26 protein-coding genes are annotated in these 24,002 nt (G+C 63.5%); 13 read left to right on the forward strand and 13 right to left on the reverse strand.

Annotation, left to right across the window (positions count from 1 at the left end; genetic code table 11):
* Window positions 1-187: 187 nt before the first annotated feature.
* Window positions 188-655 (reverse strand): Hsp20 family protein, encoded by a 468-nt coding sequence (locus FOY91_RS04180; RefSeq protein WP_145148454.1) that lies wholly within the window; start codon window positions 653-655, stop codon window positions 188-190.
* Between the two features lie 256 nt (window positions 656-911).
* On the opposite strand from FOY91_RS04180, the gene FOY91_RS22260 reads away from it, so the two are divergent.
* Window positions 912-1,115, forward strand: a complete 204-nt coding sequence (locus FOY91_RS22260; RefSeq protein WP_145148456.1) for a hypothetical protein — start codon at window positions 912-914, stop codon at window positions 1,113-1,115.
* A 374-nt stretch (window positions 1,116-1,489) separates the two neighbouring features.
* On the opposite strand, the gene FOY91_RS04190 is transcribed toward FOY91_RS22260, so the two are convergent.
* The 8 genes from FOY91_RS04190 to FOY91_RS04225 form a co-directional block, all read right to left on the reverse strand.
* Window positions 1,490-1,798 (reverse strand): hypothetical protein, encoded by a 309-nt coding sequence (locus FOY91_RS04190; protein ID WP_238995237.1) that lies wholly within the window; start codon window positions 1,796-1,798, stop codon window positions 1,490-1,492.
* On the reverse strand, window positions 1,798-1,986 hold the full coding sequence (locus FOY91_RS04195) for a DUF3606 domain-containing protein (RefSeq protein WP_145148458.1): 189 nt from the start codon (window positions 1,984-1,986) through the stop codon (window positions 1,798-1,800). The genes FOY91_RS04190 and FOY91_RS04195 overlap by 1 nt, the downstream gene beginning before the upstream one ends.
* A 64-nt stretch (window positions 1,987-2,050) precedes the next feature.
* Window positions 2,051-2,251, reverse strand: coding sequence for a hypothetical protein (locus FOY91_RS04200; RefSeq protein ID WP_145148460.1), 201 nt, complete (start codon window positions 2,249-2,251; stop codon window positions 2,051-2,053).
* 65 nt (window positions 2,252-2,316) lie between these two features.
* Complete coding sequence (locus tag FOY91_RS04205; protein ID WP_145148462.1) at window positions 2,317-2,862, reverse strand: hemerythrin domain-containing protein; 546 nt, start codon at window positions 2,860-2,862, stop codon at window positions 2,317-2,319.
* A gap of 127 nt (window positions 2,863-2,989) precedes the next feature.
* Window positions 2,990-4,153 (reverse strand): glycoside hydrolase family 130 protein, encoded by a 1,164-nt coding sequence (locus FOY91_RS04210; protein WP_145148464.1) that lies wholly within the window; start codon window positions 4,151-4,153, stop codon window positions 2,990-2,992.
* The gene (locus tag FOY91_RS04215) at window positions 4,150-4,905 is read right to left on the reverse strand and encodes an SDR family oxidoreductase (protein ID WP_145148466.1); all 756 of its coding nucleotides are present in this window, start codon (window positions 4,903-4,905) and stop codon (window positions 4,150-4,152) included. Before FOY91_RS04215 ends, FOY91_RS04210 begins: the two co-directional genes overlap by 4 nt.
* Window positions 4,902-7,145: a hypothetical protein gene (locus FOY91_RS04220; protein ID WP_145148468.1), complete on the reverse strand. Its 2,244-nt coding sequence runs from the start codon at window positions 7,143-7,145 to the stop codon at window positions 4,902-4,904. The genes FOY91_RS04215 and FOY91_RS04220 overlap by 4 nt, the downstream gene beginning before the upstream one ends.
* Before the next feature lie 122 nt (window positions 7,146-7,267).
* Window positions 7,268-7,798 carry a hemerythrin domain-containing protein gene (locus tag FOY91_RS04225; RefSeq protein WP_145148470.1) on the reverse strand — a complete coding sequence of 177 codons (531 nt, stop codon included), beginning with the start codon at window positions 7,796-7,798 and terminating at the stop codon, window positions 7,268-7,270.
* 179 nt (window positions 7,799-7,977) lie between these two features.
* Between FOY91_RS04225 and FOY91_RS04230 the strand changes: the two genes are divergently transcribed.
* Window positions 7,978-8,613, forward strand: a complete 636-nt coding sequence (locus FOY91_RS04230) for a cysteine hydrolase family protein (protein ID WP_238995238.1) — start codon at window positions 7,978-7,980, stop codon at window positions 8,611-8,613.
* A gap of 6 nt (window positions 8,614-8,619) precedes the next feature.
* Here FOY91_RS04230 and FOY91_RS04235 read toward each other — a convergent pair whose 3' ends face one another.
* Window positions 8,620-9,282: a DUF6766 family protein gene (locus FOY91_RS04235; RefSeq protein WP_145148472.1), complete on the reverse strand. Its 663-nt coding sequence runs from the start codon at window positions 9,280-9,282 to the stop codon at window positions 8,620-8,622.
* A 217-nt stretch (window positions 9,283-9,499) separates the two neighbouring features.
* On the opposite strand from FOY91_RS04235, the gene FOY91_RS04240 reads away from it, so the two are divergent.
* Window positions 9,500-10,714: a sensor histidine kinase gene (locus FOY91_RS04240; RefSeq protein ID WP_145148474.1), complete on the forward strand. Its 1,215-nt coding sequence runs from the start codon at window positions 9,500-9,502 to the stop codon at window positions 10,712-10,714.
* Between the two features lie 15 nt (window positions 10,715-10,729).
* Here the strand turns inward: FOY91_RS04240 and FOY91_RS04245 are convergent, their stop codons facing one another.
* Window positions 10,730-11,320 (reverse strand): SOS response-associated peptidase, encoded by a 591-nt coding sequence (locus tag FOY91_RS04245; protein ID WP_145148476.1) that lies wholly within the window; start codon window positions 11,318-11,320, stop codon window positions 10,730-10,732.
* A 65-nt stretch (window positions 11,321-11,385) separates the two neighbouring features.
* On the opposite strand from FOY91_RS04245, the gene FOY91_RS04250 reads away from it, so the two are divergent.
* Window positions 11,386-11,901: an SOS response-associated peptidase family protein gene (locus tag FOY91_RS04250; RefSeq protein WP_145148478.1), complete on the forward strand. Its 516-nt coding sequence runs from the start codon at window positions 11,386-11,388 to the stop codon at window positions 11,899-11,901.
* A gap of 24 nt (window positions 11,902-11,925) precedes the next feature.
* Here FOY91_RS04250 and FOY91_RS04255 read toward each other — a convergent pair whose 3' ends face one another.
* On the reverse strand, window positions 11,926-12,513 hold the full coding sequence (locus FOY91_RS04255; protein WP_145148480.1) for an alpha-ketoglutarate-dependent dioxygenase AlkB: 588 nt from the start codon (window positions 12,511-12,513) through the stop codon (window positions 11,926-11,928).
* 50 nt (window positions 12,514-12,563) lie between these two features.
* Between FOY91_RS04255 and FOY91_RS04260 the strand changes: the two genes are divergently transcribed.
* Window positions 12,564-12,917: a DUF4186 domain-containing protein gene (locus tag FOY91_RS04260; RefSeq protein ID WP_145148482.1), complete on the forward strand. Its 354-nt coding sequence runs from the start codon at window positions 12,564-12,566 to the stop codon at window positions 12,915-12,917.
* A gap of 97 nt (window positions 12,918-13,014) precedes the next feature.
* On the opposite strand, the gene FOY91_RS04265 is transcribed toward FOY91_RS04260, so the two are convergent.
* Window positions 13,015-16,701, reverse strand: coding sequence for a PAS domain S-box protein (locus FOY91_RS04265; protein WP_145148484.1), 3,687 nt, complete (start codon window positions 16,699-16,701; stop codon window positions 13,015-13,017).
* Between FOY91_RS04265 and FOY91_RS04270 the strand changes: the two genes are divergently transcribed.
* The 8 genes from FOY91_RS04270 (at window position 16,691) to FOY91_RS04305 (ending at window position 23,832) form a co-directional block, all read left to right on the forward strand.
* The gene (locus FOY91_RS04270; protein ID WP_145148546.1) at window positions 16,691-16,879 is read left to right on the forward strand and encodes a DUF3606 domain-containing protein; all 189 of its coding nucleotides are present in this window, start codon (window positions 16,691-16,693) and stop codon (window positions 16,877-16,879) included. The two genes, FOY91_RS04265 and FOY91_RS04270, sit on opposite strands and share 11 nt — an antisense overlap.
* A 118-nt stretch (window positions 16,880-16,997) precedes the next feature.
* Entirely contained in the window at window positions 16,998-18,914 is a 1,917-nt protein-coding gene (gene ligD, locus FOY91_RS04275) for a DNA ligase D (RefSeq protein ID WP_145148486.1), read from the forward strand.
* Entirely contained in the window at window positions 18,911-19,732 is an 822-nt protein-coding gene (gene xth / locus FOY91_RS04280) for an exodeoxyribonuclease III (RefSeq protein WP_145148487.1), read from the forward strand. Before ligD ends, xth begins: the two co-directional genes overlap by 4 nt.
* 47 nt (window positions 19,733-19,779) lie before the next feature.
* Window positions 19,780-20,148, forward strand: coding sequence for a secondary thiamine-phosphate synthase enzyme YjbQ (locus FOY91_RS04285; protein ID WP_145148489.1), 369 nt, complete (start codon window positions 19,780-19,782; stop codon window positions 20,146-20,148).
* Window positions 20,149-20,170: 22 nt separating this feature from the next.
* The gene (locus FOY91_RS04290; protein ID WP_145148492.1) at window positions 20,171-20,668 is read left to right on the forward strand and encodes an NUDIX hydrolase; all 498 of its coding nucleotides are present in this window, start codon (window positions 20,171-20,173) and stop codon (window positions 20,666-20,668) included.
* Window positions 20,669-20,840: 172 nt separating this feature from the next.
* Window positions 20,841-21,830 carry an RES domain-containing protein gene (locus FOY91_RS04295; protein ID WP_145148494.1) on the forward strand — a complete coding sequence of 330 codons (990 nt, stop codon included), beginning with the start codon at window positions 20,841-20,843 and terminating at the stop codon, window positions 21,828-21,830.
* Between the two features lie 13 nt (window positions 21,831-21,843).
* Window positions 21,844-22,635, forward strand: coding sequence for an HNH endonuclease (locus FOY91_RS04300; protein WP_145148496.1), 792 nt, complete (start codon window positions 21,844-21,846; stop codon window positions 22,633-22,635).
* Between the two features lie 456 nt (window positions 22,636-23,091).
* Window positions 23,092-23,832: a class I SAM-dependent methyltransferase gene (locus FOY91_RS04305; protein WP_203234489.1), complete on the forward strand. Its 741-nt coding sequence runs from the start codon at window positions 23,092-23,094 to the stop codon at window positions 23,830-23,832.
* Window positions 23,833-24,002: the final 170 nt, after the last annotated feature.

Below are 24,002 nucleotides of genomic sequence, written 5' to 3' on the forward strand. Positions count from 1 at the left end.
TCGGCGAGGCGCGCCCGGTAGATATCCGCAAGCTGACGATGCACCAGACGCGCTTCGTCGGACCTCGTCGACGCCACCAGTGCTGTCTCGTCCGCTATGCGGCGCCGATAATAGTCATGATCAGAATCGCGCATCGCTCCCTCCGGTCACGGTCGGCGGCGCCCGCCGCCGACCGTGAAGGATAGAATCAGGCGGCCTGCTGGTCGCCCGGCGCCTCAAGGCGATCGTTCGCCGCCACCCCTTCAATCGCGATGCGCCGCGGCTTCGCCGCCTCAGGCACTTCGCGCTTGAGCGAGATGACGAGCAGGCCGTGCTCGAACTTCGCCGAGCTCACTTCGATAAAGTCGGCAAGCTGGAAGCGACGCTCGAACGCCCGGTTGGCGATCCCGCGATGCAGATAGCGGCCGCCATCCGGTTCGTCGGCCTTGCGCCCCGACACGCTAAGCTGGTTCTGCTGGGCGACGATCTCGATTTCGTTCGGCGTGAAACCGGCGACAGCGAGAGTGATGCGATAGCTATCCTCGCTCTCCTGTTCGAGATCGAACGGGGGCCAGCTGTCGGTTTCGCTGCGCCCGGTTGCTTCAAGCATGTCGAACAGACGATCGAAACCCACTGTCGAGCGACGATAGGGGGTAAAGTCAAAATTGGTCCTCATAGCCAAATCCTCCTCAAAGCAATTTGATCATGAGAAGCGCCGGAATCGAGCCGGCGCCCTCGGCATCTCCGGGCCAGTTCGGCACCCGGCGGCAACGAAATAGGATCGGCCAGCCTCGGTTCAAGCCTGAGGAACGAATTTTTTTATCGTATCATTCGAGATAGTTGACCCTTGACGGCGACGGGATGCGCCCTAGCTTTTTGAAGGCGATTTTTCGCCCTGAGGAAGGAGTGACACCAAGAAAGGAGGCAATCCGATGTCCCTCTCCCATTTTGAACATCCCTTCGACGTCGCCCGGCATCCCAGCCTTGAGCCTGAGGTCAAGCGCGCCATTCTCGCATCCTGGGCGTCCGACGCCGCAGCCGTGCCCGGTCAGCCAGCGCTTCGAAGGCCACCGGCGCTCAAAAGGCCAGTTCCATTGGACGATGTGTTTGCGGCCCTACGGTCGCTCGACCGCTAGAGCCGGCCTGGCTCGTCGCTGCCGCAAACCAGCGCCAAGCCCGAGCGCCTGGGCCCAGGCAGCATATCGGGCTAGGGGGCGCCGTTCCAATACGCACCGCGACGACAGTGCACGCAAGCGATCACAGCAATATCACCACGCCGAAGGCGATGTGGTTTGCACCAGATACTCATCGCGGACCGTGCCTGTGCGGCCCTTATCCTTGCGTCGCGCGCGCGGCACTTTCAGAAAAAACCGCGAGCGGTAGCGCGGGCACGAGGCTCAGACGGTCGGACGCTCATTCCGAACGGTCGCCTATCACCGGAAATCAGCGCCACATACAGCGACACATGGGCCGCATTAGGAAGCGGCCTGCATGGAAGCGCCGATTGCCGTCACGGACCTTCGTGCAAGACAGAGGCGCTGGGCTCGGGCGGCTCGGTCGACGCCGCCACGCCGAGCGGCGTGCCCAAGGCGGCCGCGATCATCCGCTCCCACACCGCCACGTCACCGACTGCCGCCATATCCTCATCCGGCTCGCGCAGGGTCTTGAGCACCGCGATGGCGTCGTCCTCATAGTCCGGCCATGCATCATCGACATCGGGTGCGGCGGACGGCTCGGTGCCCTCCGCGTTGCTGCTCAACCGCTGCGCCGCCAGCACCCGCGCGATGCGCTCGATCACGCCGGTTTTCGAGACGTCCATTATGCGCTCTTCAGCTTGGCGGCGGCAGCATTCAGCTTCTCGCGATCATTGCCGACCCGCGCGATCAGCTTTTCAGCCTGCTCCTTGGCGATGCCGTGCTTGCGCGCGAAATAGCGCACTTCATAACCCTCGCCGGCGGCGACCTGACGACGATCGCCTGCGCCCTTTTTCGACTTGTTATCCGCCATCACTTCTTCCCTTTCCTGTTATTCGTATCCGGTGCGAGGACCGCCGTGCGCGACCCGACCGGCCTCATCCCTTGGCACGCTGGTCCTCCGGATAATCCTCGGGCGTAACCGTGCTGACCGAAGGACGATCTTCGACATCTTCCTGGGGCTGGCCGCCCGCCGTGCGCGGATCGGGATCATCGTTGTTCGGTCGCGCATCGCCGAGCGGTCCCCGACGCGGCGAGTCAACGCTCTGCTGGTCTTCAGGTGAAAGCTGCTCGGCCATGGTCCTCTCCTCAATATCATGGCTGGCGGCGGCGCGATGACCTCGCCACCGCGCCGTCTCCGGTCTCAGGCAAGCGCGTCGGTGCCGACATAGCGATCAAATTCTTCGGCATAGCGCTGGGTCAGCTTGGCCTGGTCAGCGGCTGGCGCCTTGTCCTTCAGCTCCAGGAACCAGGTGCCTTCCTCCTGATACATATGATGCGTAACGGCGCCTTCGATATGCTCCAGCTTGTCGATGAAATCCTGGCTCATCGGCTCGAGCTTTTCGAGGAGCGCCATCTGCACCTTGACCAGTGCCTGCTCGTCATAGCCCATGCCGGAATGCGCCTTTTCGCCGGCTTCGGCGAGCGCGGGATAGATCACCGATTCCTCGGCGATGGCATGCCCTGTCAGCAGGACACCAAGTTGCTTGGTCGCGGCACGGCGCGCGCTGGCATCGCCGGCCGCCTTCACGCGCGCAAATGCATCTTCAAGGACAAGATGATGGTCGATAATCTGCGACAACCAGTCGCCGGGCGCGGCGGCGGCCCGTGCCTTCTGACGCGCCTTCACCCGCGCTTCTTCACTTTCGGGCGGGGTGACGGCGGCAATGACCTTGTCGATGACGGACATGAAAGTCTCCTGAAGGACCAAATGCCGGCACGCCGGCGCTGATCGAACAAACCCCAAAAGCGTTTGACTGTTCCCGCAGCCGGACCAACTATTGATGACGAATACGATGGGGAAACTGGTCTGTTCTCTAGCGCGAATGCGGCGTGGCTTCAGTCCGGCTTAACCGCGCCTTTGGGATGTGCGTGATACGACACGCCAGGTCCGCCTCACCCGACGCGACGACATAATGGTCGCCCGCGTCCGCGATGCCGGTGGTAAAGACCACGTCGCGGACATAGAGCTGATGTTCGATCGGATGGGTAAGCTCGGGGCTGGCTTCGAGCAGCGGCGCATGATCGGTCCGGATCACGACGCTCGGATCATCCTTGTCGAGGATCGACCAATAGGTTCGGTAGATGCCGACGATCTCCTTGGGCTCGACACCGTGCCAGAGGCTCAGCCAGCCTTCGTCGGTCAGAATCGGCGGGGTGCCGCCGCCCATGCGGGCGGTGGCGACCGTGGCCGCATGTGGCCTGATGCCTGGTTTCCGATAGGGTTTCCAGAAATGCGCGTCTGGGGAAAGCGCCAGATTGATGGACGGACCGGCTCGCCATTCGCTGCCGGGCGGATAGGCGAAGTAAAGGTCGCCGAGCGGCCGGGTCTGCGCCCAGTAATGACCGTCGATCAGGCCTTCGAAGATCAGCATATCCTTGTTCTGGTGATCGAGAACAATATCCTCGAACGCCCAGTCGAGACCGTTGGCGGAGCTGTAAAGGGTGGTCGAGTGGCGCTCGGGGCTCACCGAGCACGTCGTCATCAGATAGCGGCCTTCGACCCGGCTGATGCGCGCGTCTTCCACGCCATAGCATTGGAAGTCATAGGCGGGGGTCACCGCACGGTCGTAATGGATCTCCACAATATCGAGGCCGTCGGCCGTCAGTTCGACCGGCAGCAGCCAAGACAGGGAGGTGAGCGCCATGATCTTCCAGCCGCCGCCGCGTAGCATGAACTTGCGGGGATCGGCGGTATCGGCATGTTCGAGCGGCCAGGCGTCGAGTACGTATCGAGCGCCATTGCCCTCCCCATCGCCATCCCATCGGATGGCGTAGACATGGCCATCGCGGATCGGTTGGCGCAGGGCTTCCGCGACCCGCACCATCATGAGCAGGTTGCCGTTGGCGAGCCGCGTCAGGGCGGGGTTGAACGCGCCGAGGACATAGGTCTCGGCGTCGAGATGCCCGGCGAGCGGCGAGCGCGAAAGATCGATGTCGTCGGGGACCAGAACCAGCCGGTCAACGGCGAAGGCGCTCACGGGTGCTTGCGCCGCGTTTCGACCCGCATCAGCGAAACGGCGGTCCGGCGAGGCTGGGTCAGCATGAAATGGACCGCGACGGCGATGTCCTCGGCGCGCAGCATCACCTCATCGTTGATCGCCTTGACCTGATCCTCGGGACTGAACACCGGATACTGGAAATCAGCGCCGGTGAATCCCGGCTCGATCAGCCCGACCTTGATATCCTCCTCGGCAAGTTCCTCGCGGAAAGAGGTGGCGAATCCCTGAATGCCGGACTTCGCCGCGACATAGATCGACGAACCGCCCTTGCGCGACACCGCCGACATCGAGCCGATCAGCACAATATCGCTGCCGGCTTTCATGCGCTCGGCGGCGGATTGCGCGGTCGCCAGATAGGCGGTGAAGTCGGCGGCGACTTGATAGCGCATCGCCTCCTCCGGTGTCTCTACGAGCGCGTCGGCGGGAACCGCGGCATTGATGATCGCGATATCCACGCTGCCAAGGTACCTATCCGCACGGGCGAAAAACCGCGCCAGCGCCTCGGGATCCGTGAGGTCGACCACGACGCCGTCACCTTCGCCGACCTCGCGGATCCGCTCCAACGCATCGGCCAAATGTTCGGCATTACGGCCGCAGACGAAGACCTTGACCCCATAGCTTGCCAGCAGCACGGCGATCGCGCGGCCAATGCCGGTGGTGCCGCCGGTGACGATCGCGCGACGCCCGGAGAGGCTCGGTTGCTGGGTGTGGGCGTCCGCTAAGTCAGTCATGCCTTCTCCTTCGCGCTTTTCCAGGTGATCGTGACCCGGCCATTCGCCGGAACGGCATAGTCAACACGGTCGTCCGCGCGGCGCTTCGGCCGGATCCGGTCGCCTTCGGTGATGTAGACTGTAAAGGTCGGCAATTGCGTCCGGCCGCGCCGAACCAGGCTGAGGCTCGCCATGCATCCGTCTCCCCCATCCAGCCGGACGCTCACGGAACGCTCGCCGTTGCGCTCGCTGGCCATCAGGAAATGGTCGCAGAATATCTGGAAGCTTTCGCCGCTCACGGGGTGAAACATGCGGCTCGCGAACACGAATGCCGCACCCGCGCCATAGATCTCTTGCCCTACCTGCCCCGCGGGCTGGCCATCATGATAGAGATCTTCGAGCGGAAAGGAGAGCGTGCGATCAATGTGACCATTGCGGACCTCCGACGAAAGAATATCGGCCGGGATTGCATCGGGGTAATAGAACCAAGCGCGATGGAGGGCGTATTTGCAATATTCACTGATCAACATCCGCGCGGCGGAATCAAGGTCGGGGCCGCTATCCTTGAGATAGCGCTCGAACGCGATGAAGCTGTCGAAACATTCGTAGATCGCCATATAGGGCGCGTCGTGCAGGCAGGTGACGCCCAGAAAGTTACTGTAATGCTTCGCAGCTTCGATCTGTGATTCCCAGATCGCCGAATTGTGGAAGAAGCTCGCCAGATAGACATAGCTCTGGCGCAGATAATATTCCTCGTTGGTTATCCGCCAAAGCCGCATGCAGGCCGACGCGCCCCAGGCGGTTAGGTTCGCCTGGTAGTTAAGCTCAAAGCGCATGTCCTTGGCGGCATCGATCGCGGCGCGAGCCTCATTGAGATAGCGGTCGTCATTGGTCAGCTCATACGCCTGCAGCATGACATAGGCGTAGATGCCGCCGACATCAGTCTGACCGAGTCCGTCGTCGTTGCGCGCTTCCACGATGATGGAGAAATCGCCGACCTTGAACTGGATCGGCCATGCGTAGTTGAAATGGTGCGCGGCCTTGATCGCATAATCGAGCGAGGACGTGAACAGGCGCTTGGACCGAGTATCACCCTCGGTCGCCAAACGCCCGAGGTTCAGGAGGGGATGGTAGAGATACCAGCTGTCGACGGCGTTCTTGTCCTTGTCCTTGCCGACATTGGGCAGATAGCGGCGCATCGTCTGCAACTTGGCGTCACGGAATTTGCCCAGGCCCGCAACGAACTCGGCCTCCAGCGCGATCGGCTCATTCCTCCACACCGCATAATCGCGCAGCGCCGTGATCAGAGACATCTGCACCATGATGTCGGGATATTCCGCATCGGTGTAAGGGTGGGCGTAGCGATGACCATAATGGCGGATCGTCGCCTCGGGCGCGGTGTCGAGATCGCGCAGCGTCCGATCGGCGCGCGCGACCCAGTCACGATACTCGGTCGCTGGGAGGTCAAGCTGGCGGTATGCGGCGCCGAGCATCTGAATGAACCGCAGCGCGCTATCCTGTTCATCACACGCGGCATCGTCATGGAACACGAGCAGCGTGTCGGAGAGGATCGTGTCCTTGCCCTGTGGCAGCGGATCGGTCGGCGGCGTGCCGCTTTGCGGCGGGGTCGGCGGGAGGTAGCCGATCTCGGGCCATTCGCCGCCGACGGCGCCATCAGGCTTGGTCTCCGTGGCGAGGAAATAGTCCGACAAGGCCGTGAAGTTTTGAAAATAGAGCACGCTGCCGAATGCAGGGCGATCAATGTGGAAGAAAGAAACGCCAGTGTTGAGCCCACGCTGCGCCGCCTCGACCCGCCCCTCAGCACGCAGCGGATCGTCATTTGCCCCAAGCGGATAGAGATCGCGAGGCAGGAAGGGAACGAGCAATCGCGTCGCCGGCCGGAGTGACACGATGATCCGCAGGACGGCGAGATCGGGCGCTGAACAGGAGAAAGTAACTGTCTGCTTGCCGACGGCGCTTTCGATGTCGAGGCAAAGCGCGTCCCCCGGATCGGCCCGCCGCTGCTTGATGCTGGTCGCGCCACCCGCCAGATGGACTGCCCGCACCGCGAGTCCACCCTTGCCCGGCCGGCGCACGATCGCCCATAGCGCCTCGCGTCCCTCGAGGATCTCGACGCCGCGCCCCGGTAGGGCGAGGTTCGCGACCGTCCGCATCGCGCCTTGGGTCAGCTCCGCCCGCAGAGCAAGAACCTGCGTGCTCACGCCTGGTAATGATGCAGCTAGCGTCTGGATTTTCGGCATGTCTCACGATGTCCCCACAAAGTTCGATCGGCCCCGAAACGCCATCGACCGCAATCGGTTTCCACCGCAAATCATTCGAAGAAGCGCGCCGACCCCAGCTGATCCGAAGGTCGGCGCGGATATCAGGCGACAGGTTCGCCGAGTTCGATCTGGACTGGAGTCAGGGTGCGGGCCGTCGGAGTCGGCAGGCCGTTCGCCTCGAACTCCGCTTTCAGCGCTTCCTTGCGGTCAGCCATCTGCCGGCCCAGCACATCAAGATCGACATCGGCAGCGCGCGCTTGGGCGAACATGCCTTCGCTTGGCATTTCTTCCTCATGGACGTGATGCTTGATCTCTTCGGACAGCACCGTGACCTTCGCTTCGTAGAAATCCTCGCCGGGTGCGCCGCTCATGATCTGGCTGATCAGAAGCTTCGCGCCGTCATGCTCGACATAGGCCTCGTCGAGCATGTCGTCCTCGATCTTGCCCTTGAGCGCGGGATAGAAGATTTCTTCCTCGATGATCGTGTGGATCACAAGTTCGGTGCAGATCTGTTTCGCAAGCGCCGCCTGCTTGTCGGGCGCCGTCGCGCTTTCAAATTTCTCGAAAAGTTCTTCGACCTTACGGTGATCGGCTTTCAATAAGGCGATCGCGTCAGGTGATTTACTTGTCATGGTGTTTCCTCGCTACTGTTGGTTGGCGGCAGCGATGGACTGCCACCTCCATAACACTTGAAAGCCAATATGGCTGCTCTTGCGGACGACTCTCACTGATCGGGTGATGCCATCAGTTGAGGAAGAACAGGCGAAACCCGGCACGCCGCTGCACGTTGAGGGACGACAGGAGCGGATGTGTGAACCGGGATCAACCAGACGGGCCGCAGGCCCCGGACCACGACCAGCCACGCGGGCGCCCAGCGCTGTTGATTATCGACATGATCAATTGCTTCGACTTTCCCGGGTCGGAGATCCTCGAGCCCAAGGCGGCGCGCGCCGCCGGCGCCATTCTCCGGCTCAAGAAGGAGATGATCAGCGCGGGCTATCCGGTCATCTACGTCAACGACAATTTTGGTGAATGGCATTCAGAGCGGTCCCGCCTCGTCGAACGCGCTCTCGCCAGACCCAATCGCGTGGCCGGGATGCTCAAGCCGCAGGACGATGATTTCTTCATCATCAAGCCCCAATTTTCCGGCTTCTACGCGACCAACTTGCCAGTGCTCCTGCCCAAGCTCGGGGTGAGCCGCCTGATCCTGACCGGCATCGCCACCGATATCTGCATCCTGTTCACCGCCGCTGATGCGCATATGCGAGATTATGCGCTGTGGATTCCACGGGACGCCGTCGCCGCCGAAAGCGACGAGCGCGGTCAGTTCGCGCTCGACACGATGCGTGAGACAATGAGCGCCCAGACGCACGCAAGCGACGCGCTCAGCCTCACCGACTGGATCGAGCAGCTCGATCGCCAGGATGACCAACACGAGAAAGCGTGAGCGCGATCAACCCGCGCCGGTCTGGCCGTGGGGGGCAGCGACAGGCTTGGATTCAGGCGACTCGCGCTGGCGCAGGAAGATTGACAGCACGACAAGCACCGCGGTCGACAGGAACTCGCTCTGCCAGTTCTGCAGCGATTCAAACCAGAGCTGCGCGTCGCACAGATAGCCGAGCGTCGTCGGCGCGGCTTCGCCATGCGCCAGCGCGTCCTGTGCCGCCACCTTCGCGCTTTGCGTCCAGTGGATGATGAAAGACGCAACGAACAGCAGCGCGAGCGCAATGCCGAGCGACCGGGCGTAGAGCGCGCGCCAGATCGGCCCCCAGCGAAGGATCGACGGTGCGTCCGGCTTGCGGGCTTGCGCCGTGAGATCCTCGTCGCGCGGATCGGTTTCGTGGGGGTCCTTGGATTCGGCCGAACCGCGCTGGAACAGGATCGCGGTCAGCACGACATAGGCCGACATCTGCAGGAACTCGCTCTCCCAATTCTCGAACACCGATGACAGGAAGTCGGGGCTGACCGCATAGGCGGACAAGCTCATCAGCGGCTCGCCGTGCCGGAGCGCATCGTCATTGGCGACATGCCAGCCAGCGATCCATTGGCCGAGAATGCTCGCAGCGAACAGCGCCATCAAGGCAATCGTCAGCCCGTTATTGCGAAGCCAGCGCATCGTCCTCCCCATTCACGCGGTCTTTCCCGCTTGATCGCAAACCGGAGGGACCGTGCACCGTCCGCCGTCCCGGGTAGGGATCTCAATTCCCAAGCCGGTCGACTCGTTCCCACGAGCTGACCACCCGGTGGCGCGACCGCGGCGAACGACAGTGCGCTCAGCGACAAATCGGCGCATTGACTCGCTTCGCAGGCGAAACAGAGTTAGGCTCGCGTCCATGAGCGAAGGCGCAACCGACCGCCTGGCAGCACCGCCACCCATCAGCGACGTTTTCATCACCGACGCGCTGTCGGCGCGCGTCCCCAAAAGAGCGGATCATCGCCGCGAGATCCTCGCACTCCAGGCACTGGCGACGCGCATGGCTGACGAGCCGGACGCGGTGCTGCCGCTCTTCGTCGACCTCGCGATGGAACTGACCGGCGCGGTCTCGGCCGGTCTCAGCCTGTACGACGCCGAGGAAGCGCCGGACATCTTCCAGTGGCGCCATCTGCGCGGGACGCTCGCGCGGTTCGAACATGCCACGACGCCGCGCGATCATAGTCCCTGTGGCGTGACGCTGGACTGCAACGCTCCGACACTCGCCGCGTACCCGGAGCGAGTCTATGAATGGATTTCCGATGCCGGGATCGTCGTGCCCGAAGTGCTGCTCGTGCCCCTCTATATCGCCGGTGAGCCGCTTGGGACCTTATGGGTGGTCTCAGACCAGGATGGGTATTTCGACAGCGGCGATGCCAGGGTCGCGGCCGAACTCGCCTCGTTCGTCGGCGTCGCGCTGCGCATGGCCCGGAACGAGGAGCGGCTGCGCCGCTCGCTCGAGGAACAGGAAACCGTTGCCAAGGAAATGAGCCACCGGCTCAAGAATGTCTTCGCCATGGCCGACGGCATGATCCGGGTCAGCGCGCGGAACGCCGCGACCCCGGCCGACATGGCGCAGGCATTGTCGGGCCGCCTTCATGCGCTCGCCAACGCGCATGCGCTGGTCCGGCGCAAGGTCAGCGACATTGGATCCGAACCGCCCGCGACCGACCTGGGCGACCTGGTCCATGCGATCGTGAAGGCACATGAGCCTCCTGAAGATGCCGCTTCGCCGTTTGCGATCGAGGGGCCGGCGATCGCCTGTGGCGACCACGCGACCAACGGCATTGCCTTGCTGGTGCACGAGCTTGCGACCAACGCCGCCAAATATGGCGCGTTGAGCAGCAAGGCCGGCCGCGTCGCCATCCGATGGGAAATAGATGATGCGCAATTGGTGCTGACCTGGACCGAAACGGGCGGTCCGACGGTCCTGGCAGCGCCCGATCATAGCGGGTTCGGCACGACGCTCGCGGCGCGAACGCTCGCCGGTCAGTTTCGTGGCTCGATCGAGCGCGACTGGCGCCGGGAAGGTCTCGCCGTCACGATGATACTTGCGCTGGATCGGATCGCGGCCTGACGATCCGTCATGCCGTCAGCCGACCTGCTCCACCCGCAGACTTCCGGCTGGCAGCGGTTTCAATATCTGCCTTGCCGAAACGGAAGGATCCAGCCAGTCCGCCCAGTCGGCCCGGTTCAGCACCGCGATCTGGCGATCATGATAGGGCGCGATGTCGGGCCCCGGCTCCATCGTCAGCATCGTGAACGCCTCGCCGACCTTGGGGTCCGCGCGCCAGATGCCGGCGATGCAGAACAAGGGCTCGCCCTCTTTCGTGAACAGCCACTTGTCCTTGAGCTTCTTCTTCGGATCCTCGGGCTTGGTGAACTCGTAAAAGCCGTCGGCCACGATCAGACAGCGCCCGGATGCGAATTCGCGGCCATCGGAGCGGAAATTATAGAACGGCTTTCCTCCCGGCCCCGGCCAGCTCCAGCGGCGCTGGACCAGATCGCCCGCGCCTCGACCGGCGGTGGCGGTTCGCACGATGGCGCCAACATCCGTGATCTTGATGTCGCTGCGCGCCTGGATGTTGGGCACGCCTTCCGAGAAACTGATCTTGATCTTCAGATCCTCGAAATCCTCGGCGATCGCGGCGGCGTCGACTTCAAGCCGGTAGTCGTTACACATTCATCCTCCGATCCAGTCGGCTCGCAATGTTGCAACCGATCTCCGTTCTTATTATGTTCCCATCCATGAACGCGACACCCTTTGATTCGGATGCGCCGCTCGGCAGCCGCCGGGCGATCATCCGCTACAATCCGGACAACGCAGCCGAGCTCGAAATGGTTGAACTGACCTGGGGTCTCAAGCCGAAAGAGGCTGACGGCCGCCCGTTCCGGTTCGTGCGCTCGGAGGGGCGCACCTTCCCCAGCCATCGTTGCCTGATCCCGGCGTCGGAATTCCACGTCACGACAGGCGAGCGTCGCTACCGGTTCTCGCTCGAGGATGGCAACTGGTTCTACCTGGCCGGCGTCTGGCGTCCCGCGACTGGCGCATGGCCGGAAAGCTATGCGATCCTGACCGTCGAGGCGAACCCCGAGGTGGCGCGCTATCAGGAGCGGCAGGGCGGGGTACTGCTGCGCCGCCAGCGGCTCGACTGGCTTGATCAGACCATGCCGGAATCTGACCTGCTGCAGCCGCTCCCGGCCCGCAGCTTCGACGTCGCCCAGCTTGGCGGTGCGGGCGCACAGCCGCTGCTGGCATTATAATCCGCGATCACCGGTGGCCAGACATCACTGGACCGACCGCAGGCCTTTTTCCGACAGGCTGCGGAAGGTGATCGACCAGCGCGTGACTTCCATCTCGGCGATGCTGTGCTCCCACAGATGCCGCGCGTCGCCGGTCAGATGATACATTGAGCGCGGGGCGAGCGGCGCGGTCGCACGCTCGAACCCAGTATCCGTCCGCCGCCGAAAGCGCATCGTCGTGGGGACGCCCAGCGAAATCCCGACGACATGCTGGAAGACGGGCCGATCGCGGTGCCAGCCGATCCCGGCGCCCGGGTCATAGCGGATCAGCAATGCCTGGACGAGGTCGGCGGGCGCCAGCCCGGCAAACGCCGCCGCTTTTGCGCGCAGCGGCAACAGCCAGTCGGGGAGCGGCGCGGTCGGCCCGAACTGGGCATTGTCGAAATCATAGCGCCAGCCGAACGACGCCGTCAGCCTTTTGCCAAGCCAGCCCTGGAAGCGGAACGGGGCAAGGGGCGAGGCGTCGATCCGCGCGATCAGCGCCTGCTCCTCGGCCGACGTAAGGAGCCCGTCGGCATAGTAAAGACCGGGCAGGATCGGCGTGGTGAAGAGGTCGGCTTGGGCGGCAGTCATCGTTAAGTGCTCAAAGAAAGATTGGTAGCCGCACCTATATGGGAAGTGTCATGCGCGATCTCGATACCGTGTTCCCTCGTCTTGCCGGGTCCAGCTTCCGCGCGCGGTTCAAGCTGGGGCCGAAGGAGCGCGCGTATCTCGAAACGCGCGGAATGCCCGTCGTCCTCGACCACGCCGCGGATTTCATCGCCAAGCGCCTCGCTCCGGCAAGCCCGGTCAATGACGGCAAACAGACCCCGATGCGCGGGCACCCGGCGTTCATCGCCCAGCACGCGACCGCGACCTGCTGCCGGTCCTGCCTCGCCAAATGGCACGGTATAGCCAAGGGCCGGGCGCTGACGCCGGTCGAGCAGGCATACGTCGTCGCCGCCATCGCGCGCTGGCTCGGACACGGTCTGGGCTAAGCCCGAAGCGCGAGCGATACACGCGCTGCGCTCCGCGCTCGGCGAAACCTCTGACGCACGCCATTCCTGCCGCTGCGGTCGCGTTCACGCGGCCAGGCTAGATGTCTTCGCCGGCTGGAGGCGTTTCGGCGGCGACCGCCGCATTGCTGACGCCGAGCCGCGCCAGCGCATCAAGGATCATCTGGGTCGAGTAAGGCTTGCCGATCAGCGCGGCGCGGGCGTCGCCAAGCGCGGTCGGTTCGGACATGGCCGTCGTCAGCAAGACCGGAAGGTCGGAATAGAGTGCCCTGAGTTCGGCCAGCAGCGCGTAGCCATCCTTGTCGGGGAGCGCCGCGTCGATGATGACCGCATCATAGCGGCCCTGCGCCGCACGGAGCATCGACAGCGCTTCGCTCGCGTTGGCCGCGTGTTCGGGGTGATATCCCGCCGCGGCCAGGGCTTCGGCGGCAAGCAGGCGCACGGTCGGGTCGCCCTCCGCGACCAGCAGCCGCGTCCCGGCGCCCGCGTCGAGCAGCTCGCGGATGCGGTCCGCCACCGCCTGGAAGGTGAACGGCTTCGAGAGCAGCGAGACGCCCGCGTCGAGGCGTCCGCCATGAACGATCGCGTTGCGCGTATAGCCGCTGGTGTAGAGAATCTTCAGCGAGGGCCGAAGCTCACGCGCGGTCTCGGCCAGCTCCTTTCCGGACATGCCCGGCATGACGACATCGGTGAACAGCAGGTCGATGGCGATGTCGGGCCGCTCGATCAGCCTCAACGCGGACGCGCCATCGTGCGCTTCGTGGACTTGATAGCCGAGCTCCCGGACGATCTCGACGGTATAGGCCCGGACCTCTTCATCATCCTCGACGATCAGGATCGTCTCGCCCGACCTGCCGCGACCGCCCGCGTCGCCGGTCACGGCTTCGTCCTCGCTCGCGCCGCCGCCCGTGAAGCGAGGCAGATACATCTTCACCGTCGTGCCGCGTCCCTCCTCGGAATAGAGGTTCACATGCCCGCCGGACTGCTTGACGAAGCCGTAGACCTGGCTGAGGCCAAGGCCGGTTCCACGGCCGATCTCCTTGGTGGTGAAGAAGGGTTCGAACACTCGCGCCAGCGTCTCTTTGGGCATGCCGATGCCGGTATCGCTGACCGCGATGACCACATAATTGCCGGCGGGCACCTCGGCATGCGCCGCGGCGTAGCTCGCGTCGAGATGCGCGTTGGCGGTCTCGATGGTGAGGCTTCCGCCCTCGGGCATGGCATCGCGCGCGTTCACCGCCAGGTTGAGGAGCGCACTTTCCATCTGGTTGGGATCGGCCTCGATCGGCCAGAGGCCGGGGCTGGTGACGATTTCGAGTCTCACGAGTTCGCCCAGCGCGCGCTTGAGCAGGTCCGATAGCCCTCCGACGACCTTGTCGAGATCGAGCGGCTTGGGGGACAATGGCTGACGGCGCGAAAAGGCAAGCAGCCGCTGGGTAAGCGCCGCCGCCCGGTCGGCGCCTTTCATGGCGTTGCCGATCGCGCGTCTGGCGCGCGGGACCCCATCCTCCGCGTCAAGCGCGCGGGTTGCCATGTCGATATTACCGGTGATGATCGTCAGCAGGTTGTTGAAGTCGTGGGCGATGCCGCCGGTGAGCTGGCCCACCGCTTCCATCTTCTGGGACTGGCGCAACTGCTCCTCGACAGCGCGCTTCTCGGTCAAGTCGCGCGTCACCTTTGCAAAGCCGATGAGCTGGCCGCTCTCATCATGGATCGCGTCGACCACGACGCTGGCCCAGAACTCGGTGCCATCCTTGCGGACGCGCAGGCCCTCGGCCTCGAACTTGCCGGCGCGGGCGGCGGTTTCGAGCGTCCGCAGCGGCATGCCGGCCTCGCGGTCGGCGCTGGTGTAGAAGGTCGAGAGGTGCCTGCCGATGATTTCGTCCGCGCTGTAGCCCTTGATCCGTTGGGCGCCCGCGTTCCAGTTGGTGATGATGCCATCGGCATCGAGCATATAGATGGCATAGTCAGTCACGCCATCGACCAGGATGCGGAAACGGCGCTCGCTTTCCTCGAGCCGATTGAACGCCGCGCGGATCTCGCGGGTGCGCTCCTCGATCCGCTGCTCGAGCGTCGCGTTCAGCTCCTTGAGCGCGGTCTCTGCCCGGCGCTGGTCGGTGATGTCGGTATGACCGCCGACCCACTGCCGAAGCGTCCCGCCGGCGTCGAAGGTCGGGATCGCCCTGATGCTGTAGTGACGCCATTCGCCATCGTGGCGCTTCAGCCGATGCTCGAAGATAAAGGGGCAACGTTCCGCCACCGCCGCTTCCCAGGCGCGAAGCGTCGGTTCGGCATCCTCGGGGTGAACGCGGGTGGACCAGCCATAGCCCTCATATTGGTCGCGCGTCTGGCCGGTCAGGGCGGACCAGCCAGGCTGCTCGCCTTCCATGCGACCATCGGCACTATTGGTCCACAGCACCCCTTCGATCGCGTCGACGGCCGCGCGAAAACGGTCGTTGCTCTCGCGCAGATCGGCCTCGGCCTCATGCCGGCCCGCAAGTTCCGCCGCGACACTGTCGTACAGGCGCGCATTGTCGATGGCGATCGCGGCGTGGCCGGCCACGCCGAGCATCAGCCGCTCATGCTCGGCGGTGAACCGAGCCGCGCCGTGATGACCGAAGAACAGGCCGCCATGGACTTCGCCACTGCGCGAGATGACCGGGACCGCGAGATAGCTTGTCACGGGAAGATGGCCTTCGGGCATTCCCTTGCGTGGCGCGTTGTGCCCGTAACGCGGATCCAGCCGGATATTGTCGGACCGGACAATCCCTTCCCCCGCGAAGGTCGGCGCGAAGATCGCAGTGTTGCGCGGCATCGGAAAGACTTCGAACGCCGAACGCGGCGCGCCCGACAGGCTGTAGAGCATGTAGCTCTCGCCCTTCTCGTCGATCAGATTGTAGAAAAAGGCACCGAAATCGGCGCCGGTGAGCTCGACGCCGGCATCGGTGATGAGCTGGACGATGCGGTCGAGATCGCGCTCGGCGGCAACCGCGGCCCCCGTCCGGTTCAGGATTTCCAGCGAATCCTGGAGCGCGACATTGCTCATCGCCGCAGCCACGTAACGCGCGAGCATGGCGAGGAGCTCGACGGCCTGCTCGGTCGGCGCATTCGCCTGCGACCAATAAGCGCCGATCGCCGCCTCGGCCGGCCCGCTGCCGACCGGCATCATCACCATGCTCTTGACGAAGGTCTTCTCGTAGAGCGCGAGCGGCACGCGGTCGTCGGCCGATATGTCGGGAATGATCGCTGGCTCGCCATGCAGCATGACCCAGCCTGACACGCACTCGGCCATGTTGAAGCGCTGCCCCGCCCAGAGCGGCTCGATCGCATCCTCGGCGACATAATCGCAATGGTCACCGGCGCAGCGCACGAATGCGATGCCCTCGGCGCCGGTGATCTTGCGCGCGGTTCTCCGCACGATCTCGACCACGTCATCCAGCGAGCGCGCTCCGGCAAGCTGTTCGGCCGCTGTGAACAGCCCGGCCCAGGTGTCTTTCAAATAGTCGTCCGAAGCTTCCATGCGCACCATCGATTCATTGGACGCGCTGGCCGCTCGTCGAAGGCGCGCGCGGTGAAGGAGGTAAAGGAGAAAATCGTGGATCGCCACCGCAAAGAGGTCAGGATCCTTTACGGCACCTATCCAGTTGAACAGCTTGGCAATCCTGGCCCGCCAACAGGCGGGTGCTCTCCGCGCAAGGGGGCGGCGGAACTCACCGCCGGTTGAGCGATTCTTCAATGCTGAAGAGGAGCAGATGATGGCGGACAACAAGACGAAAAAAGGCGGAGCCGATCGGCGGCAGGTCGCGGCGGGCGAAGGCTATGAGGTCAGTTACTTCGCGCGCAAGCACAAGATCAGTCGGAATCAGGCCACGACACTCATCAAGCGGGTTGGCAATGATCGCGAGAAGCTGAACGCGGCGGCATCCAAGCTCAAATCGGCCTGAGCCGGCCTGACGACCTGGAGGACGGCGGCGGTAGAGCATCGCTTGCGTGCGCGCGGATCGACGCCCGAGACGCTTCTGTCTTCGAGGAGACGGAACGATCGACCGGGCATCGGAATTGATGGAGGATGGAACAGGGACGCTGATCGGCATGGCGCAAGCGGCCATCTCCAAAGGCGCGGGTCGGGCCCGTAAGGCTACCGCCGCGCAAGCTGGTGCGCGCAAGCCGCCGCCCTTTCAGCCAGTGCAGCTGGCCGCGCTCGTCGATCATGTCCCCGCTGGCGATCGCTGGCTGCATGAACTCAAGTTCGACGGCTATCGCTGCCTGATCAGCGTCGCGGGCGATCAAGCGCACGCCTTCACGCGCTCAGGCCTCGATTGGAGCGATCGCTTCGTTGCCGTGATCGACGCGGCGAAGACATTGAACGCACGCTCCGCCCTGATCGATGGCGAGGCAGTCATCATCGATGCCGATGGCAAGTCCAACTTCCAGGCGCTGCAGGCGGCGATCAAGGGAAACCCGCAGGCGATCCAATTCTACGCGTTCGACCTGCTCGAACTCGACGGGGAGGACCTGACGGGATTGCCGCTGATCGAGCGCAAGGCGAAGCTCGCCGCGCTGCTTGAGGGTCGTGACGGCGTGATCCATTATTCCGACCATATCGTCGGCAAGGGCGAGCAGCTATTCGACAGCTTCTGTGGCGCCGGCCTTGAAGGGGTGATCTCGAAACGAGTCGATGCACGCTATGTCGGATCACGCAACGGCGCGTGGCTCAAGACCAAATGCATCCGCCGGCAGGAGTTCGTGGTCGTTGGCTGGACGCCCTCGGACAAGGCGCGCGGCTTTCGTTCGCTGCTGCTCGGCGTTAACGAAGGCGGCAAGCTGCGCTATGCCGGCAAGGTCGGCACTGGCCTTGACACCGACGAGATCTTCCGGCTCGGCGACCTGATGAAGCCGCTCGAGACAAAGACGCCGACGGTCGATGCGCCGCGCGCGGCGGTGCGTGGCGCGCACTGGATCACGCCCAGGTTGGTCGCCGAAATCGCTTTTACTGAGATGACCAACGAGGGCACGCTCCGTCACCCGAGCTATCTCGGCCTGCGCGAGGACAAGAAGCCCGAGGCGGTGATCGTCGAGACCGAGCGCGCCGTCGAGCAAGTGGAACCTGACGCACCTTCGTCGGTCAAGATCAGCAATCGCGACCGCATCATCGACCCCGAGTCCGGCATCACCAAGGGCCAGCTCGCCGACTATTACGAGATCGTCGCGCCGATCATGCTGCCCTGGGCCGGCAGCCGGCCAATCAGCCTGGTGCGCTGTCCGCAGGGCCGCGCCAAGAAATGCTTCTTCCAGAAGCATGATTCCGGCATGTTTGGTGATCATGTCCATCATGTCGCCATCCTGGAAAAGGATGGGCATGAAGAGCCCTATCCGTTCATCGACGATGCGGATGGCCTGCTCAACTGCGTGCAGATGGGCACGATTGAGTTCCACGGCTGGGGCAGCCGGATCGAGGATGTCGAAAAGGCCGACCGGCTGGTGTTCGATCTTGATACCGACGAGGGCCTCGACTTCGAGGCGGTGCGCAAGGCCGCCTTCCATTTCCGGGATATCCTGAAGTCGATCGGGCTCGAGACCTTCCCGATGGTCACCGGGGGCAAGGGCGTCCATGTGATCGCGCCGCTGACGCCACAGGCGGAATGGCCGGAGGTGAAGGATTTCGCGCACCGGCTGGCACTGGCGGTCGCGCAGGCCGATCCCGAGAATTTCACCGCGGCCCTGCCAAAGATCCAGCGCAAGGGTCGCATTTTCGTCGATTATCTGCGCAACCAGCGCGGCGCGACCGCGGTCATGCCCTATGGCGCCCGCGCCCGTGCCGGCGCGCCTGTCGCGGTGCCGATCAGCTGGAAGGAAATGGAGACGATCGACAAGCCGTCGCATTGGCACGTCGGCGACGGCGCCGAGTTGGTGAAGCGGGCGCGCTCAAAGGCCCTTTCGGGCTGGGGCCGCGCCGACCAGGTCCTTCCCGACCTGTGAAGATCGCGACCTATAATGTGAACGGCGTCAACGGTCGCCTCCCGGTGCTGCTGCGCTGGCTCGCCGAAGAGCAGCCCGACATCGTCGTCTTGCAGGAGCTGAAGGCGCCGCAGGAGAAGTTTCCGGAGACCGCGATCCGGGGCCTTGGCTATGACGTCATCTGGCATGGCCAGAAAAGTTGGAACGGCGTTGCAATGCTTAGCCGCGTCGGCGAGATCCACGAGACTCGGCGCGGCCTTCCCGACGATCCCGACGGCACACAGAGCCGCTATATCGAAGCGGCGGTCAACGGCATCCTGATCGGCGGGCTCTATCTCCCGAACGGCAATCCCCGGCCCGGTCCCAAGTTCGAGTACAAGCTGCGCTGGTTCGACAAACTGATCGACCATGCCGCCAGCCTGCTCGAATCCGGTTTGCCGGTGATGCTCGCGGGCGACTTCAACGTCATGCCGACCGAACGGGACGTCTATAAGCCCGAGCGCTGGCTGGACGATGCGCTGTTCGCGCCGGAAGTACGCGATGCCTTCTTCCGGCTGACCGGCCAGGGCTGGACCGACGCTTTGCGCACGGTCCATCCCGACGAGACCATCTACACATTCTGGGACTATTTCCGGAATGCCTATGGTCGGAACGCCGGCTTGCGGATCGACCATCTGCTGCTCAGCCTAGCGCTCGCCGACCGGCTGGTCGATGCGCAGGTAGACGCCCACGTTCGCGGCTGGGAGAAGACCAGCGATCACGCGCCGGTCTGGGTGGAGCTCTCGGACAAGCCAAAGAAGGCGCCGCGCCGGCGCCCTGCTGCCAAGCTAGTGTCATGAGGCAGGCGTCGACCGAGCTGGAATTCTCGACTTCGTGACAGGGGCTGATGGAGATCACGCGCGAGGTGATCGACTGGACCATGGGGCAGGGCTTTGAACAGGGCCTGCTGACCCTGTTCTGCCGCCACACCTCGGCGTCATTGCTGATCCAGGAGAATGCCGCGCGCGAGGTGCGCACAGACCTCGAGCGCTATTTCGCGCGGATCGCGCCGGAGGACCCGAAGGCTTACGCCCATGACGACGAAGGGCCAGACGACATGCCGGCGCATCTGCGCACTGCCCTGACAGCGGTCCAGCTCTCGATCCCGTTGATCGCTGGCCAGCTCGCGCTCGGCACTTGGCAGGGCATCTACCTGTTCGAGCACCGGCGCCGGCCGCATCGCCGTTCAATTGCCGTGCATCTGCTCGGCGAATGAGCCTGATCGCGCATCCGTCCCTATGCCGCAGCTGAGCGCCGGTGTCCTGCTTTATCGGCGCACCGATGCTGGTGTGGAGGTGCTGCTCGTTCATCCCGGCGGCCCCTTTTGGCGCAACAAGCAGGTCGGTTGGTGGCAGATTCCCAAGGGACTGGTCGAGGCCGGCGAGGATTCTGTCGCCGCCGCGCGACGTGAGAACGAGGAGGAACTGGGCATCCGGATCGAGGGCGCGCTCCAGCCATTGGGGCGCATCAAGCAGGCTGGCGGCAAACTGGTGGAGGCGTTCGCCGCCGAGCAGGATATCGACGTTGGCGCAATCGCAAGCAACCTGTTCGAGATGGAATGGCCGCCTCGATCAGGCAAAACGCAGCAGTTTCCGGAAATCGACGAGGCTTGCTGGTATGCGCTGCCGACCGCGTCAAAGATGATGTTAGCCAGTCAGCGGCCGCTGCTTGACAGGCTTGTCCAGCTGCTCGGCAACGGCTGCGAGGCTCCCTTCAAAGCAAGCGGAGGCGACTAAGCGCGCAGAAAAATGGCATTTTCCGAAGAACATCAGCGATTTCAGAGAGTTGACTGCAGCATGCCGTTCCGCCGCCCGCTTACATACTGCTTACACGGTATAGATTTTGCCTGGCGTAAGCAGTGCGCTTTCCCCGAGGGGAACCTTATCTCATTGATTTTGTTCGGGAAAAATGGTGCTGCCGGTGAGGATTGAACTCACAACCTCAGCCTTACCAGAAGGGATCATGTATATCACGCGCGAGGGCGGTTGGCAGGCGCCGCTCTCGACGACTCCCGATGTGCTCTACGATGCCGGATTTTCTGAGAATGACGATATGATCGCGGCGCTGGACGACATGATCGACTGCGAAGCCTGGGTCGAACGCGAATTTTATCGCGGTACCGACAGTCAGCGGCTCAGTTGGGGCTGGGACAGTTTCAAAACATTCACCAAGAACCATACATGCTATTTCTTTCTCCAGGCGCCGGGCGATAGTTATGACGAACTGACGCCGGCCGAAGTGCTGGCAACGGTTTCCGACATGATCAGGACGAAACTCGCCGATGAGGGGCTGGTCAAAACTATAGGCGGGCACACTGACCTGATTCGAATTCGCGTCGACGATCAGCAGCAGACGACAGCATCGGCGATAGGCACACCCAAGCCTGAACATGCCCGTCAGTCGAACCGGATGAGCCCTGCTGGTATTCCGATGTTTTACGGTGCGTTCGACTTGGACACGGCGCATGCTGAAACCTTCGATCCGGCCACGCATGCTGGGAAGGCACTGTCGGTAGGAACCTTCCGATCCCTGCGTGACCTCACATTGCTCGATTTGGCCGAGTTGCCATCAGTGCCGAGCGTCTTTGATCTTGATCGGCAGCCGCTAATCCATTCTCTACGATTCCTTCACGCCTTCGCCGCCGACATCTCGCAACCGATCGCGCGAGATGGCCGCGAGCACATCGAATATGTCCCGACGCAGATTGTCACCGAGTATTTCCGCCGGCTTTTCCGATGGGCGGAGGGCCGTAGTCTCGATGGCATCATCTACCGGAGCGCCAAGCATGCAGGGGCCAATGCGTTCGTTCTCTTTTGCGAAAACGAGCAATGCATCGACGTCGACGCCCCGGAGGACGAGGCATCGCTGCTGCGTCTAACGTCTGTCTCGTACCTATAGGCGGGCGTCATCCATGCCGCGTGACCGCAAGCCAACCAAGGCCGAATTTCTGCTCACGCATCCACTCTGCTGCTTTTGTGGGGGCCGACGGCCCGCGGTCGAGCGTGATCATGCCCCAGCGCGGATCGTGTTTCGTGGCAAGCAAGGCCCCGACGAATTCGAGTTTCCGGCCTGCGCCGAGTGCAACCGCGCCATGGCGCTGAGCGAGCAGGTGACCGCCTTCTACATCCGCAGCATCGACCAGACATATGACCAGCTCGACGCCGAGGAGTATAGCAAACTGATCCGCGGCATCGTCAACAATGCTCCGGAAGCTTTGCCCTACCAGGGCCGCAGTCGGCCGCCCGCGATTTATACGCGCTTTGTCGCGCCGGACGCTGGAGAGCGAACGGTCAGCATCCCCGAAGTCGCCAAGCGGCATTTCGAGCTGTTCGGCACCAAAATGCTATACGCCATGTATTATCGTGTGACCGGAAATCTCGCGTCATCATCGTTGCGGCGCTTAGTCGTGTGGGCGCAGGCGGGCACCCCTGCTGCCGATCAGGTGCGCTACAATGCGAGCCAATGGTTCGACGATCTCCAGGTCGCGACGCGGCCCAATGTTGATCACGGCAACCAGTTTCGTTACCAAACCGGCCACAATGCCGCGCATGGTTATCTCGGCCTCCACATGTCCTTTGGCGAGGCTTTCGTTTACTTCTGCGTGCTCGGTCCGGCGCGTGAAATGGTGCGGTTGAGGCCCAAGCCTGAACTTTATCAGACTATCAAGATCCTCGGCGATCGGATCAAGATCCGCAAACCATAAGTTGCGTGTGCTCGGCACTAGTTCCTCGCTGACAGCCCATTTTCTGCCGTTGTACGCTCGAGGCGGGATGGCCGTCGAATGTCAGCTACTGGCATAAGCGGACGTTGCCGAGCGCGGATAGGAACGACTTGCTCTGGTCGACTGCCGCCGCAACTTCTGTGATCTCGAGATCGATCGTCACCCGATCGAGAACGATTACTTCTGGTACTACCGTTTATTTGCGGAGCGGTTCGGGCGATCGAAGCGGGCGCTCCGAACGGAGCAGAGGAGCAGGCTGCTATCGCATCTTGGCGGCTCTAGGCGATCACCGGCATGGACTGATCGCTGCTCGGGTCATATCACACAGGCAAACACCGAGGAGCTAACTCGATGGTTGCCACCCAATCTCCATCCAGCCAGACCTGGGCCGAAACGCGCGGCGCGAAATGGCGCGATCAGCTCGATCCTATGGAGGCGATGCTGGCGCCGATCGATGCCCCACTGATCGCCGCGCTGCACCTCTCCGACCACTTGCGGATCGCGGAGATCGGAGCCGGCGGCGGCGCCACCACGCGTGCTATTGCCGCCGCCGCGCCGGGCAGCACGATCGAGGGTTTCGACATTTCGCCTGACCTGATCGGGGCCGCCAAGGCCCGAGTAGGCGGTGTCGCACGCTTCACCCTTGCCGATGTCGCCGATTTCCGGCCCGCAGAGCGGTTCGATCGCCTTGTCTCGCGCTTCGGTGTGATGTTCTTCGAGGCGCCAGAGCATGCCTTCGCCAACCTGATCCAATGGCTGCTGCCGGGCGGGACTCTGGCCTTCGCGGTCTGGGGGCCGGGCCAGGATGTCGCCTTCATGGCCAGCGTGCGCGAAGCAGTGGCAGCGGTGATCGATCTGCCGCAGCCCGATCCAGATGCGCCCGGGCCCTGCCGATATGGCGATCCATCTCGCCTGCTCGCGCTGCTGGAAGCAGCTGGCTTTTGCGATTGCGCCGCCCGGACTTGGCGCGGCGACCTGCAAGTCGGCGGCGGAATGGCGCCAGATGCGGCAGCCGAATTCTTGCTGGCATCTTCGTCCGCCGCAGCGCCGCTGGCCGACGCCGGTGCCCGCGAGCAGGCCAGGGCACGCGAGCGGCTGGCTGCGGTCTGCGCCGCGAACTTGCGCGATGGCATAGTCTGGATGCCTGCGCGTGTGGAGATCATCACCGCGACCGCCTGAACAGCGCGCCGTTCAAGCCTGCGTCCAGGTTCCCACTGTACAAAGGTTCAGCCCGGATTGCCCGTGCACGCATCGCTTGCAGCCAGTCGAATGGCACTGGGCGCTATGCTGAGGCAACGGCAATTTCCGGGGAAATGACTGAGACCAACCCTAAGCGTGCCGCTGGGAGC

The organism is Alterirhizorhabdus solaris (genome assembly GCF_007785815.1).
Lineage (GTDB): Bacteria > Pseudomonadota > Alphaproteobacteria > Sphingomonadales > Sphingomonadaceae > Alterirhizorhabdus > Alterirhizorhabdus solaris.

Excerpts from the sequence above, each read along its gene's own strand:
- FOY91_RS04180 (WP_145148454.1), bottom strand. The coding sequence starts at position 655 with ATGAGGACCAATTTTGACTTTACCCCCTATCGTCGCTCGACAGTGGGT.
- FOY91_RS22260 (WP_145148456.1), top strand. The coding sequence starts at position 912 with ATGTCCCTCTCCCATTTTGAACATCCCTTCGACGTCGCCCGGCATCCC.
- FOY91_RS04190 (WP_238995237.1), bottom strand. The coding sequence starts at position 1,798 with ATGGACGTCTCGAAAACCGGCGTGATCGAGCGCATCGCGCGGGTGCTG.
- FOY91_RS04195 (WP_145148458.1), bottom strand. The coding sequence starts at position 1,986 with ATGGCGGATAACAAGTCGAAAAAGGGCGCAGGCGATCGTCGTCAGGTC.
- FOY91_RS04200 (WP_145148460.1), bottom strand. The coding sequence starts at position 2,251 with ATGGCCGAGCAGCTTTCACCTGAAGACCAGCAGAGCGTTGACTCGCCG.
- FOY91_RS04205 (WP_145148462.1), bottom strand. The coding sequence starts at position 2,862 with ATGTCCGTCATCGACAAGGTCATTGCCGCCGTCACCCCGCCCGAAAGT.
- FOY91_RS04215 (WP_145148466.1), bottom strand. The coding sequence starts at position 4,905 with ATGACTGACTTAGCGGACGCCCACACCCAGCAACCGAGCCTCTCCGGG.
- FOY91_RS04220 (WP_145148468.1), bottom strand. The coding sequence starts at position 7,145 with ATGCCGAAAATCCAGACGCTAGCTGCATCATTACCAGGCGTGAGCACG.
- FOY91_RS04225 (WP_145148470.1), bottom strand. The coding sequence starts at position 7,798 with ATGACAAGTAAATCACCTGACGCGATCGCCTTATTGAAAGCCGATCAC.
- FOY91_RS04235 (WP_145148472.1), bottom strand. The coding sequence starts at position 9,282 with ATGCGCTGGCTTCGCAATAACGGGCTGACGATTGCCTTGATGGCGCTG.
- FOY91_RS04240 (WP_145148474.1), top strand. The coding sequence starts at position 9,500 with ATGAGCGAAGGCGCAACCGACCGCCTGGCAGCACCGCCACCCATCAGC.
- FOY91_RS04245 (WP_145148476.1), bottom strand. The coding sequence starts at position 11,320 with ATGTGTAACGACTACCGGCTTGAAGTCGACGCCGCCGCGATCGCCGAG.
- FOY91_RS04250 (WP_145148478.1), top strand. The coding sequence starts at position 11,386 with ATGAACGCGACACCCTTTGATTCGGATGCGCCGCTCGGCAGCCGCCGG.
- FOY91_RS04255 (WP_145148480.1), bottom strand. The coding sequence starts at position 12,513 with ATGACTGCCGCCCAAGCCGACCTCTTCACCACGCCGATCCTGCCCGGT.
- FOY91_RS04260 (WP_145148482.1), top strand. The coding sequence starts at position 12,564 with ATGCGCGATCTCGATACCGTGTTCCCTCGTCTTGCCGGGTCCAGCTTC.
- FOY91_RS04270 (WP_145148546.1), top strand. The coding sequence starts at position 16,691 with ATGGCGGACAACAAGACGAAAAAAGGCGGAGCCGATCGGCGGCAGGTC.
- ligD (WP_145148486.1), top strand. The coding sequence starts at position 16,998 with ATGGAGGATGGAACAGGGACGCTGATCGGCATGGCGCAAGCGGCCATC.
- FOY91_RS04285 (WP_145148489.1), top strand. The coding sequence starts at position 19,780 with ATGGAGATCACGCGCGAGGTGATCGACTGGACCATGGGGCAGGGCTTT.
- FOY91_RS04290 (WP_145148492.1), top strand. The coding sequence starts at position 20,171 with ATGCCGCAGCTGAGCGCCGGTGTCCTGCTTTATCGGCGCACCGATGCT.
- FOY91_RS04295 (WP_145148494.1), top strand. The coding sequence starts at position 20,841 with ATGGTGCTGCCGGTGAGGATTGAACTCACAACCTCAGCCTTACCAGAA.
- FOY91_RS04300 (WP_145148496.1), top strand. The coding sequence starts at position 21,844 with ATGCCGCGTGACCGCAAGCCAACCAAGGCCGAATTTCTGCTCACGCAT.
- FOY91_RS04305 (WP_203234489.1), top strand. The coding sequence starts at position 23,092 with ATGCTGGCGCCGATCGATGCCCCACTGATCGCCGCGCTGCACCTCTCC.